The sequence below is a fragment of the Peterkaempfera podocarpi genome (assembly GCF_042466665.1).
GTDB classification, from domain to species: Bacteria; Actinomycetota; Actinomycetes; order Streptomycetales; family Streptomycetaceae; genus Peterkaempfera; species Peterkaempfera podocarpi.
The window spans coordinates 2,187,336-2,199,157 of record NZ_CP162102.1; the positions used below are offsets into that span (position 1 = coordinate 2,187,336).

At 75.0% G+C, this 11,822-nt stretch carries 9 protein-coding genes and 1 pseudogene; 5 read left to right on the plus strand and 5 right to left on the minus strand.

The genetic code is table 11. The annotated features are described in order from the left end of the window. Positions 1-9: 9 nt before the first annotated feature. Positions 10-186, minus strand: a complete 177-nt coding sequence (gene fxsA / locus AB0761_RS09645; protein ID WP_377268553.1) for an FxSxx-COOH cyclophane-containing RiPP peptide — start codon at positions 184-186, stop codon at positions 10-12. A gap of 1,126 nt (positions 187-1,312) precedes the next feature. Here fxsA and AB0761_RS09650 point away from each other — a divergent pair. The 5 genes and pseudogenes from AB0761_RS09650 to AB0761_RS09670 all read left to right on the plus strand — a co-directional run. Then, positions 1,313-3,937: pseudogene (locus AB0761_RS09650) on the plus strand (AAA family ATPase); the annotation flags it as partial. 143 nt (positions 3,938-4,080) lie between these two features. Further along, positions 4,081-5,058: a WD40 repeat domain-containing protein gene (locus AB0761_RS09655; protein ID WP_377268554.1), complete on the plus strand. Its 978-nt coding sequence runs from the start codon at positions 4,081-4,083 to the stop codon at positions 5,056-5,058. Further along, positions 5,055-5,906, plus strand: a complete 852-nt coding sequence (locus AB0761_RS09660) for a serine peptidase (RefSeq protein WP_377268555.1) — start codon at positions 5,055-5,057, stop codon at positions 5,904-5,906. Before AB0761_RS09655 ends, AB0761_RS09660 begins: the two co-directional genes overlap by 4 nt. Before the next feature lie 97 nt (positions 5,907-6,003). Next, on the plus strand, positions 6,004-7,473 hold the full coding sequence (locus tag AB0761_RS09665) for an amidase (RefSeq protein WP_377268556.1): 1,470 nt from the start codon (positions 6,004-6,006) through the stop codon (positions 7,471-7,473). Positions 7,474-7,477: 4 nt separating this feature from the next. After that, entirely contained in the window at positions 7,478-8,050 is a 573-nt protein-coding gene (locus AB0761_RS09670) for a TetR/AcrR family transcriptional regulator (protein WP_377268557.1), read from the plus strand. A 175-nt stretch (positions 8,051-8,225) separates the two neighbouring features. Here the strand turns inward: AB0761_RS09670 and AB0761_RS09675 are convergent, their stop codons facing one another. The 4 genes from AB0761_RS09675 to AB0761_RS09690 all read right to left on the minus strand — a co-directional run bounded on the left by AB0761_RS09675 (position 8,226) and on the right by AB0761_RS09690 (position 11,745). Beyond that, a complete protein-coding gene (locus AB0761_RS09675; RefSeq protein ID WP_377268558.1) occupies positions 8,226-8,447 on the minus strand; it encodes a DUF2277 domain-containing protein in 222 nt (73 codons plus the stop codon). A gap of 45 nt (positions 8,448-8,492) precedes the next feature. Then, positions 8,493-9,350 (minus strand): hypothetical protein, encoded by an 858-nt coding sequence (locus AB0761_RS09680; RefSeq protein WP_377268559.1) that lies wholly within the window; start codon positions 9,348-9,350, stop codon positions 8,493-8,495. A 256-nt stretch (positions 9,351-9,606) separates the two neighbouring features. Next, positions 9,607-10,734: an SPFH domain-containing protein gene (locus AB0761_RS09685; protein ID WP_377268560.1), complete on the minus strand. Its 1,128-nt coding sequence runs from the start codon at positions 10,732-10,734 to the stop codon at positions 9,607-9,609. Between the two features lie 87 nt (positions 10,735-10,821). Beyond that, positions 10,822-11,745, minus strand: a complete 924-nt coding sequence (locus AB0761_RS09690) for a deoxyribonuclease IV (RefSeq protein ID WP_377268561.1) — start codon at positions 11,743-11,745, stop codon at positions 10,822-10,824. Between the last annotated feature and the right edge of the window lie 77 nt (positions 11,746-11,822).

Below are 11,822 nucleotides of genomic sequence, written 5' to 3' on the forward strand. Positions count from 1 at the left end.
CCCCCGTGCTCAATCGGCCATCGCGGAATGGAAAGACGCCACGGGCGATCGCGGATCACTCGCGTCCCTGAGGATCCTGCGCAACGACGCGGCGAGCACCGAGTCGGGCAACTCCTCCAGGTCCGCCAAGGCAACCCTGGTCAGGTCGGTGATCTCGGACGGCACGTCGGACTGCGACGTCTGCATCGGCTTCCAGCCCCCGAATCTCAGCTGCGCCGCGAACCCCGGAGGGGTGATCACCCGGGTCCGCAACGACGACATGCGGAGCCGGCGCACATGGCTCCCTGTCAAGGGAAGCACATTGTCCGGGACCCGACCAGAACGCCATCGGTGGTTGGCCTGCCGTCAACCCCGCTGTCCGGAAGCCGGTCCCGGCCCCGGCGGGATCTCACGGCTCCACCGGCGACGGCCGGACGGGTAGGATCACAAGTCCTGCGGCGGACACGGGGGCCTGGTGACGCGAGCACTGGTGGTGGGGTGCGGGACGTTCCACACGACGCCCGCGGGCGAGTGGGACCCCGGCAGCACCGCGGCGCCCGGCTTCGCCGACCTGCCGTCGGTGGCCTCCGCCGTGGGCGAGCTGGCGCGGGTGCTCACCCGCCTCCCCGGGGTCTCCCTGCACGGTACCGGACCGCTGCTGGACCGCGGCCTGGACGAGGTCTCCGCAGCCTGGCGGGCCGCGCTGCAGGGCCCTGCCGGGCAGGCCCTGGTGGTCCATGTCACCGGTCACGGAGTGACCGCCTCCGCCCGCAGCACGCTCTATGTCCCGGTGCCGGGGACCGACCCGGGGCGGCTGCCGGAGACCGCCCTCGGGGTCCACCGCTGGCTGGACGACCTGGAGGACAGCCCCGACGCCGCCCCCACGCTGCTGCTGCTGGACGTCTGCGGGGCCGGCCGCGCCGTGGTGCACCAGCTGGCCCAGCAGGTGCAGACCCGGCAGCGCAAGGCCTGGGTGGTCGCCGCGGCCGCGGAGGACCAGCGGGCCTACGCGGCACGGTTCACCCGCGCCACCGCCGCCGTGCTGGACCGGTTGCGCGAGGGGTGGCTGGATGTGTCGCCGCTGCTGTCCCATGTCCCCGTGGAGACCCTGGCCGAGGAGATCGACCGAGAGCTGGCGCGCCGTCACACCGCTGGCCGGAGCGGCAGCTTGGCCCAGACCGTGGTGCGCACCTCGCGGACCGAGGCCACCGCCGAACCCCCGCCGTTCTTCCCCAACCCCGCGCACTCCGACGACCCGGTGGCGCGGCTGCACGGGCGGGTGGAGCGGGCGCTGTGGCAGTTCGCCACCGAGGCCGACCCCGGTCTCGATCCCATGCACTTCCTCTCCCGCGCCTCGGGGCGGCCGGTCGGCGGGCAGTCGCTCACCGGATGCCTGTTCACCGGCCGGGAGCCGGAGCGGGCCCGCCTCTCCGCCTGGCTGGACGACTCCACGGACACCGAACCGCCGCTGCTGGTGGTGACCGGCGGCCCCGGCACCGGCAAGTCGGCCCTGCTCGGCGTGACCGTCTGCCTGACCCATCCCCAACTGCGGGAGGTCACCGGCACGGTGCGCAGCCGTATCCCGCTGCGCGAGCGGCCGCGGGAGCACCCTCGGCTGGCCGCGGTGCACGCCCGGCGCCGCACCCCCCGGCAGGTGCTGGAGTCGGTCGCCCGCCAACTGGGCCTGGGCGCCGCACCGGCGGGCGGCTGGAGCACCGCCGCGCTGCTGGACCGGCTGGACCGCAGACAGCAGCGGGCCGTGGTGGTGGTCGACGCCCTGGACGAGGCCGAGCGGCCCGAGGAACTGCTGGACCGGGTGCTGCTGCCGCTGGTCGCCGCCGGGCCGCTGTGCCGGGTCGCGGTGGCGACCCGGCCCTGGCTGAGCCGTTTCCCGGCGCTCTTCGCCGCCGCCCGCGAGTACGGCGGGCCGCTCGACCTGGACACGATGCCCAGGGACCGGCTGGAACGGGAGCTCGCCGGCTATGTGGAGGAGCTGCTGTGGACCGCGCCCGGCTATGCGACCGGGGACACCGGGCGGCGGGTGTCGGCCGCGCTGGCCCAGCAGCTCGCCGGCTCCGCCGACAGCGGGGGCTTCCTGATGGCGGGGCTGTTCGCCGACCATCTGGCCGCGCTGGGTCATCCGCTGGCACCCGAGGAGGCGGTGGCGCTGCTGCCGGCGGACCTGCCCGGGATGCTGGAGCTGCACCTGGACACCCTCACCGCGGACAGCCCCTGGCTGCGCCCGGTGCTCTCCGCCGTGGCCCACGGCCATGGTGAGGGCATGCCGTTCGACGTGGTCCGGGCGATCGCCCCGGCGTTCCGCACCGTGCGGCGCGGCGCGGCCCCCGAGCCCCCGTCGCGCAAGGACATCCGTCAGGCGCTGGACACCGCCGCCTTCTATCTGCGCACCAGCACCGATCGCGACGGACGGCAGCTGTACCGGTTCTTCCACCAGCGCCTCACCGACCATCTGCGGGCCTCCTCCCCCGGCACGGCCCCCGAGGTGCTGAGCAGGCTGCTGGAGACACTGGGCGTCGCCGGAGGCGCGGGGCGCGCCTGGCAGCTGGCGCCGCCCTATCTGCTGCGGCACGCCATGGACCATGCGGCGGAGGCCGGCTCCTCGGCCGTGGACGAGCTGCTGCTGGACCCGGGCTTCCTGGTGCACAGCGGCCCTGAGGCGGTCACCCCTCATCTGCACCGCGCCGCCGCGCCCGCCGCGGTGCGCAACGCCGCGGTGCTGCGCACCTCCGCGTCCGCCCCGCACCGCGGACCGCAGGCCCGAAGAGCCCTGCTGGCGGTGGACGCCGCCCGCTGGGGGCAGGGGGCGCTTGCCGAGGCGATCAGCGCCGTCCCGGTGGCGGGCAGCCCGGCGCCGGCTGCGACTCCCCGCTGGGCCACCAACGGGCTGACCCATCCGGCGTTGCGCCACACCCTCGGCGGGCTGGGGGCGGGCCCCGCGGCCCTGGCCGCCACCTCGGTCGGCGGCCGGCCGTATGCGGTCACCTGCGGTCGCGACGGCACCGTCGGGGTGTGGGACCTCACCGACGGCACCCTGCGCCACACCCTCACCGGCCATCAGGGTTCCGGGGGCCCGGGCCCCGTGGGCACCGCCGTCTTCACGGCGGTCGGCGGCCTGCCGCATGCGGTCACCGGCGGCCGCGACGGCACCGTACGGGTGTGGGACCTCACCGACGGCACCCTGCGCCACACCCTCACCGGCCACCGCGGACCCGTCACCGCGGCAGCCGCCCTCCCCGGCCTGACACTGGCCGCCACCGCCGGCCGGGACGGCACGCTGCGGATCTGGGATCTGGCCGGCGGAGTCGCGAAGCGCGTCATGACGGGTCATCAAGGGCCGGTCACCGCCGTCACGGTGACCACGGTCGACGGCCGTCCCCAGCTGGTCACCGCCGGGCACGACGGCACCGTAAGGCTCTGGGACCCCGCCGCCGGCGCGGCCCGCCGGGTCTGCCACGGGCACGGCGGCCGGGTGCTGGGCCTGGCCACAGCCGGGGTGGGCGGGCGGCCGTACGCGGTCAGCGCGGGCCACGACGGCGCGGTCCGGGTCTGGGACCTCACCGACGGCACCCTGCGGCACACGCTGGAGGGCGGCAGCGGCTGGGTCACCACCGTGGCCACCGCCGAGGTCCGGGGGCGGCCGTGTGCGCTGGCGACCGACGACCACGGCACGGTACGGGTCTGGGACCTCACCGACGGCACCCTGCGGCACACCCTCGCGGGCCACCGCGGCCTGGTCGCCGCGGCCGCAGTCACCGCGATCGACGGCCTGCCGCATGCCGTCACGGGCGGCCATGACGGCACCGTACGGGTGTGGGACCTCACCGACGGCACCCTGCGCCACACCCTCACCGGCCATCAGGGCCCGGTCGAGGCCGCGGTGATCGCCCCGGTCGACGGGCGCCCGCACGCCGTCACCGCCGGACGGGACGGCACAGCCCGGGTCTGGGATCTCACCGACGGCACCCCTCTCCCCCGCCGTCCGCGCTGCCCGCCCACGGCGGTCCGGTCACCGCGGCCGCCGTCGTCCGGGTCGGGGACCGCCCCTGCGCCGTCACCACCGGGGCGGACGGGACGGTACGGGTGCGCGATCTCGGCGACGGCACCTCGGTGCACACCCTCACCGGCCACCGCGGACCGGTCACCGCCCTGGCCTTCACCGCCCTGGCCTTCACCGCTGGTGACGCCCTCGGCGGCCGGCCGTACGCCGTCACCGCGGGGCAGGACGCCACGGTACGGGTGTGGGACCTCGCCGACGGCAGCGAGTGCCAGACCCTGATGGGTTCCGCGCAGCCGGTGCTGGCACTGGCCCGGATCGCCGGCTGGCCCTATGCCCTGGTCGGCGGCCAGGGCCCGCTGGTCCAGCTCTGGGATGTGACCGGGGGCGGTCTGCGCCACACCTTCGACGCCCATCGCGCCCCGGTCACGGCCGCCGCGGTAGCCCGTGTCGACGGCCGCGCCCAGGCCGTCACCGCCGACGAGCGGGGCATCGCCCTGGTCTGGGACCTCACCGACGGCACCCTGCGCCGCACCCTGGACAGCGGCGGGGAGTGGCTGACGGCGGTGGCCACCCCCGTGCGGTCCAGCCGTCCCTGCGCCGTCACCGCCGGCCAGTACGGCACGGTGCGGGTCTGGGACCTCACCGACGGCAGCCTGCGCCACACCCTCACCGGCCACCGCGGACCGGTCACCGTCCTCACCACCGACGACCTCGCCGGACGGCCGCATGTCCTCAGCGCGGGTGCCGACGGGACGGTACGGGTGTGGGATCTGGCCGACGGCAGCCTGCGCCACACCCTCACCGGCCACCGCGGACCGGTCACCGTGCTCACCACCGCCCGCACGGCCCGGGGCGGGCTGCGCGTCGCGGCGGGCGGCGAGGAGGGCACCGTCCAGCTGTGGGACCTCACCCTGGATACCGCCGCCGTGACCCTGCTGACCCTTCCGCTGCCCGTCGGCGCGCTGGCGCTGTGCGACAGCGGACTGCTGGCGGGCTTCGGCCCGGAGACCGCGTTCCTCGCCTGGACCAGTACTCCCGACTCGCCCTGGAGGCACGTATGACGGATGCACCGCCGGTCCTCGCGGTCCACGGCATCGGCAACCACCAGGCCGGCTCCCCGCAGGACGCCGCCGCCCTGCTGGCCGGGCAGTGGCAGCCGAGGCTGGCAGCCGGCTACGCCGCCGCCGGTCTCACCGGGCAGCCCGTGCCCAGGCTGGCGGCCGCGTACTACGCCCATCGGCTGGCCGAACCCCAGGCGCAGGGGCCTGGCGACGATGCCCTGAGCTCACTGACGGATAATCAGAAACTCGTCGCCGCAGCGCTGCTGACCGCCGCGGGCGTTCCGGCACCGACGCAGCCGCAGGGCCCGGTGACCATGCCGCTGCGGCAGGCCCTGGACTGGCTGGCCGCCAGGCGGGGGGTGGCGGCGCAGACCCTGGGGCGGGTGGTGGTGGCCTTCGCCCGCGAGGTGTACGTCTACCTCAGCCACCCGGGGCGGCGGCAGCGCGCCCGGGACTGCGTCGCCGAGGCGCTGGCGCAGCACCGCCCCAGGGTGGTGCTGGCCCACTCGCTGGGCTCGGTCGTCACCTACGAGACCCTGCACGCCCACCCGGAGCTGGCCCCGGAGCTGCTGGTCACCCTGGGGTCCCCGCTGGGCCTGCCCGGCGCGGTCTTTGAGGCGCTGGACCCCGAGCCGCTGGCCGGCCGGGGCGCCCGTCCGCCCGGTGTGGCCCGCTGGGTGAACCTCGCCGACCCCGGCGACCTGGTCGCCCTCCCCCGCCGCCTGGGCGACCGGTTCCCCGTGGACCAGCACGCCGAGGCCTATGTGGGGCGGCTGGACTTCCACACCCTCGGCGGCTACCTGGGCAGCGGGATGACGGCGGCCGCGATGGCCCCGTACGCCGGCTGAGCGCACCCGCAGGCCCCGACTCCCGGTCGGTGGTGTGCGGTCAGGCCTGCCACGGGTACTGTTCGTTCGAACGAACAGTACCCGAGACGGGGGTCCCATGGTGTCCGGTCCCACCCACCACGACGGCCTGGCGGACCAGGCCCGCGCCCTGGCCGAAGGCCGCACCTCCTCCCGAGCACTGGTCGAGGAGGCACTGCGGCGCATCGAGGCCACCCAGCCGGCGCTCAACGCCTTCCGCCGGGTGCGGACCGAGGCCGCCCTGGCCGAGGCGGACGCAGCCGACCGGCGGCTGGCCACCGGGGAGCGGGCACCGCTGCTGGGCGTGCCGATCGCGGTCAAGGACGACACCGATGTGGCGGGCGAGCCCACCGCATTCGGCTGCCCCGGTGTCTTCCCCGTACGGCAGGCCGATGCGGAGGCCGTACGCCGGCTCCGGGTCGCCGGGGCGGTGGTCGTCGGCAAGACCAACACCCCCGAGGTCGGCCAGTGGCCGTTCACCGAGGGCCCCGCCTTCGGCGAGACCCGCAACCCCTGGAACCCCCAGCACACTCCCGGTGGCTCCTCCGGTGGCGCGGCGGCCGCCGTCGCCGCGGGGGTGGTGGCCGCCGCGCTGGGGTCCGACGGAGCCGGGTCGGTGCGCATCCCCGCCGCCTGGACCCATCTGGTCGGCATCAAACCGCAGCGCGGCCGGATCTCCGCCTGGCCGGAGGCCGAGTCCTTCCACGGGCTCACCGGCCTCGGTCCGCTGGCCCGCACCGTCGCCGACGCCGCCCTGCTGCTGGACGCCGCCGCGGGCAGCCATGCCGCCGATCTGCACCGGCCCGACCCGCTGCGGGTGCTGCCCGCAGCGGGCCGCGAACCCGGCCGGCTGCGGATCGCGCTGGCGCTCCGCCCGCCGTTCACCTTCACCCGCAAGCCACTGGACCCGGCGGTGCGGGCCGCGGTGGTCCGGCTGGCCGAGACACTCGCCCGGCTGGGCCATGAGGTCACCGAGTCCGACCTGCCGTACGGGCCGGTGGGGCCCGCCTTTGTGCCACGGGGGATCGTCGGGGTCGCCGACTGGTGCGAGCGGGTGCCCGACCGCACACTGCTCGACCCGCGCACCCGCGGCGCACTGCGCAGCGCCCGGCTGCTGCGCGGACCCGCGCTGAGCGCCGCGCGGGCCGCGGAGGCGCCGCTGCGCCGCCGGTACGCCCGGTTCTTCGCCCGCTATGACGTGGTGCTCACCCCCACCACGGCGGTCCCGCCGCTGCGGGTCGGGGAGATGGCGGGCTGGTCCGGTGCGCGCACCGACCGGGCGATGATCGCCGCTTGCCCCTACACCTGGCCCTGGAACGTGGTCGGCTGGCCCGCCATGGGGATCCCCGCGGGCTTCACCCCGGAGGGACTGCCGGTCGGCGCCCAGCTGTTGGGCCCGGAGAGCAGCGAGCCGCTGCTGGTGTCGCTCGCGGCGCAGCTGGAGGCGGACCAGCGGTGGTACGAGCAGCGGCCGCCGGCCTGGGTGGGGGGCGGTGCGGACAGGCCGCGCTCCACCAGCGAGGAGGAGGTGCCCGCAGTGGGAGAATGACGCCATGTCCAAGCCTGCCGCGACCCGTGACCGCATCGTCCATGCCGTGCTGCGGATCATCGGCGAGCACGGTGTCGCCGGGGTCACCAACCGCCGGATCGCCGCCGAGGCCGGGGTCTCGCTGGGCTCGGTCACCTACCACTTCGCCACCCAGCACGATCTGCTGCGGGAGAGTCTGCTGCAGTTCGTGACCGAGGAGACCCAGCGCTTCACCGAGCTGGCCGCCACCCACCAGGGCAACGGGGTCGACACCCTGGACGAGGCGGGGGCGCTGGTGGCACAGGTGGCCTCCGGGATCGACTTCGACAGCGAGCGGATCGCCCCGTTCGAGCTCTACATCCAGGCCGGGCGGGACCCCCAGCTGAGGGAGGCCGCCGGGGCATGCTTCGAGGCCTATGACCGCCTGGCGCTCTCCATCCTCACCGCGCTGGGCGTGCCGGATGCGGAACGTGCGGCCCGTGCCGTGGTGGCCCTGGTGACCGGCCTCCAGCTGCGCCGGCTGGCCACCGGTTCACCCGTGGAGGACCTGGTGGACGCGCTGCTGATGATCACCCGCGGCGCCCATCAGCCCGCCTGACCGGCCGGGCTGCCGCTGTGTACGGCCCCGCCTGTCCCTGTGTGCGGCCCAGCCTGCCGCTGCGGCCCCGCCCGGCAGCGGCCGCCGATGCCCGGGGCGGCCACAGCCGACGGCCTACGGCACGGGCGGCTGGCGGCACGGGCGGCCTACGGCAGGCACGGCCGGGCCGGGGCAGTCAGACCCTGGCGCCGGCTCCCCGCACCTCCAGCGTCTCCAGCAGTCGCCGGGTGGCCTCGGCCACCTCGGCCACCGCGCGGTCGAAGGCCTCCCGGTTGTGGGCTGCCGGGGCACGGAAGCCGGAGACCTTGCGGACGTACTGCAGAGCCGCCGCGGTGATGTCGTCGTCGCCGACGTCAAAGGTCACAGGCGGCCGGAGTGTCTTGATGTTGCGGCACATACGCCCAGTGTGCACCGCGGGTAGGACAGCGGGCCGGGCCTTCGCTCATCTGCGCATCACCAGCCAGACGACCGCCGCGACCACCACCAGTGCCGCCAGCACCGCTGCGGCGATCTTGCCCGCGCTGTAGGGACGCTCGCCTATCACCTCTCCGGTGCGCGCGTTCACCATCACCTGCCAGCTCTTCCCGGCGTGCAGATAGCTGAGGAACCAGACCGGGAGCAGCATCAGCTTGAAGGTGAGGTCGAAGTAGCGGGTGTCCACCGAGGAGACCTGCTGCTCGTCCCCACCGATGTCGGACCGGCAGGCGGACTCGATGACCGGCGCCATCCGCTGCTTGGCGGTCTCCAGCCCGGCCTCGGGCTCGATGTCGTACCGCACCGTCTGGAACCCGGCGAGGTACTCCTCCTGGTAGGGACGGGCCTGCTCCAGCGGCCACGGCGTCAGCTGGTCCAGCTGCTCGGTGGTCACATGGCCGGTGCCGGGCACCAGTACGTCGTCGAAGTCCTGGGAGACGGTGCCGTGCGCGGGGTACCAGCGGGTGTGCCGGACCTCGCGGGTCTCGGTGCGGGTCTCGCCGTCCTCGGTGACGGTGTAGGTCTCGGTGACGTAGTAGTACTCCCCGCGCTGCCCCCGGTAGTCGGAGACGGTGGCGGCGTCGTACGTCCAGTGCGGCAGATAGCTGCCCTTGAAGGTCTCCGCCTCGGTGACCTTCTTGAGGCCCTTGGGCGCGAACCAGCGTGGACGTCCAGCCGCGCAGGGCCTCCCGGGCCGCGTCGCGGTCGAGCCCGAAGGGCACCACCGCTTCGGGCACCACGCGCTCGGTGGCGGCGGCGTCCGCGACCAGCGGGGTGGAGCAGAACTGGCACCGCACGGAGAGGGTGTCGCTCTCGGTGCGGGCACCGCAGCCGGGGCAGAGGAACTCCCGGGCGGCGGCGGGCGCGGCGCCCAGCGGCTTGACGGGCAGGGCCGCCAGCTCCTCGATGGCGTGCTCGCGCACCTGCCGGGGCACCGGCACGATCGCCTGCTGGTGCTTGCAGTAGGGACAGCGGAGGCTGTCGGTACCCGGGGCGTACTCGACGGTGGCGCCGCAGGCCTCACAGGGGTAGGAGCGAGCGGCAGTGGCGTCAGCGGTCATGGCGGTGGTCGTCCCCCGGTCTCAGGACTGCGGCGGAAGCGGCGGCGGGACGGCGCCGAAGAGGCGGTTGACGTCGGGCACCTGCTCGGCGGGGAGCCAGCCGGACATTCCGCTCTGCCACACCAGGGTGGCCCGGGTCAGGGTGCCGGCGCCGATGAGCCCGGCCAGCGCGGCGCTGTCGTACGGGCCCTGCTGGGCGCCACCGACACCGATGAACCACTGCTGCTGCGTCGGCAGCGGCGGCGGGACCGCGGATGCGGGGGCCGCGGGTGCGGGGGCCGCGGGTGCCGGGGGTACCTGCTGCGGGTTGAGGCTCGCCGCCATCCGCTGGCCCATGGCCACGCCCAGGCCCAGCCCGATGCCCTCCCCGGCGCCCCCGCCGGGGTTGCGGGCGGCATCGCCGATCGCATTGGCGGCCTGGAACCGGGTGTACTGGTCGAGGTCGCCCGCGATGCCCATCCGGGACCGGGTGTCGATGGCGGCCTCGACCTCGGGCGGCAGCGAGATGTTCTCGATGACGAACGTGGGGACGGCGATGCCGACCGGGGCCAGCTCCTCCGTGAGCACCCCGGCCAGCTTGACGCCCAGGCCGTCCTGCCGGGTCGCCAGGTCCAGCATCGGCACACCGGCGGTCGCCAGCGCGGTGGCCAGCCTGCCGACGATCAGCTGCCGCAGATACTCCTGCACCTCCTCGGTGCGGAACTGCGGATCGGTGCCGGCCAGCTCGCGCAGCAGCGCCGCCGGGTCCACCACCCGGGCGGCGAAGGCGCCGAAGGCCCGCAGCCGCACCATGCCGAACTCGGGGTCACGGACGATGACGGGGTTCTGCGTGCCCCACTTCATGTCGGTGAACTGACGGGTGGTGACGAAGTACACCTCGGCCTTGAAGGGCGAGTGGAAGCCGTGCTTCCAGCCCTTCAGGGTGGCCAGCAGCGGGAGGTTCTGCGTCTCCAGGGTGTAGGTGCCCGGCTGGAAGACGTCGGCGATCCGGCCCTCGTTGACGAAGACCGCCGTCTGGGACTCCCGGACCACGAGCCGGGCGCCCATCTTGATCTCGTTCTCGTAGCGCGGGAAGCGCCACACGATGGTGTCCCGGCTGTCGTCCGTCCACTCGACGATGTCGATGAACTCCCCGCGAATGCGGTCCATCAGGCCCATGGGCCCATCCCCCCGTCCTGGTGCTGCTGTCGTACCGATGGTGCGAACCGCACCATAGCAACCCGCACCGACAGCAGGTCAGGCCCCTGTCCTCAGCTCCTTCAACCTGGCCACATCCAGCGCATGGCCCGCGCCGCCGCCCCCGTGGGCAGGGGTCTCCACCACCAGCGGGACACCGAGGGTCGCGGGGTGGGCGAACAGCTCCCGGAAGGGCTCCGCGCCGATGTGACCCGTGCCGATGTTGGCGTGCCGGTCCTTGCGGGCACCCGCGACGTCCTTGGAGTCATTGGCGTGGATCAGCCGCAGCCGCCCCTCCCCCACGGCGGCGACCAGCACGTCCAGCGCCTCCTTGACCCCGCCGGGCGCCGCCAGGTCGTGCCCCGCGGCGAAGGCGTGGCAGGTGTCCAGACAGACCCCGACCCGGGGGTGACGGTCCAGCGCGTCCGCGTACTCGGCCAGCTGCTCCAGCCGGGAGCAGAGCGAACGGCCCTGGCCCGCCGTCGGCTCCAGCAGCAGCCACGGGGCGTCCTCGCCGAGCCGGTCCAACTCGTCCAGCAGCGGCCGCACATCGGTGCGCACCTGCGCCATCGCCGCCGCGTACCGCGACCCGCCGTCCGGCGCCGTGCCCACGGCCGAGCCGGTGTGCACCACCACGCCCCGCGCGCCGATGGCGTGCGCCCGCAGCAGCGAGTGGCGCAGCGAGGCGCTGGACCGCTCCCGGGTGACGGCGTTGTCGGAGCCGAAGTTGATCAGGTACGGAGCGTGCACAAAGGCGGGGATGCGCTGCACGGCGCAGGCCTCCCTGAACGCCGCGTCCCGCACCGGGTCGCCCGGCGGTGTGGCCCATCCTCGCGGGTTGGCGACGAAGACCTGCACGACCTCCGCCCCCACCCGCCCGGCGTAGGCCAGCCCGGTTCCCACCAGCCCCTTTCCGGCCACCGGCACATGCGCCCCGACCGGGTTGCGGAGGTCAGGAGGCAGGTGCGGCGGTACGGCGTTCACACCTCGAGCATCCCATGCCGTGCGGGGCCCGGTTCGCCCCCCGGTGGGCTCGTCCTCCGAGGTCACCGAGAGCCCGA

Bases quoted from the DNA above. Each gene is read 5' to 3' on its own strand.
- fxsA (WP_377268553.1), bottom strand. From the start codon at position 186: ATGCAGACGTCGCAGTCCGACGTGCCGTCCGAGATCACCGACCTGACC.
- AB0761_RS09660 (WP_377268555.1), top strand. From the start codon at position 5,055: ATGACGGATGCACCGCCGGTCCTCGCGGTCCACGGCATCGGCAACCAC.
- AB0761_RS09665 (WP_377268556.1), top strand. From the start codon at position 6,004: ATGGTGTCCGGTCCCACCCACCACGACGGCCTGGCGGACCAGGCCCGC.
- AB0761_RS09670 (WP_377268557.1), top strand. From the start codon at position 7,478: ATGTCCAAGCCTGCCGCGACCCGTGACCGCATCGTCCATGCCGTGCTG.
- AB0761_RS09675 (WP_377268558.1), bottom strand. From the start codon at position 8,447: ATGTGCCGCAACATCAAGACACTCCGGCCGCCTGTGACCTTTGACGTC.
- AB0761_RS09685 (WP_377268560.1), bottom strand. From the start codon at position 10,734: ATGGACCGCATTCGCGGGGAGTTCATCGACATCGTCGAGTGGACGGAC.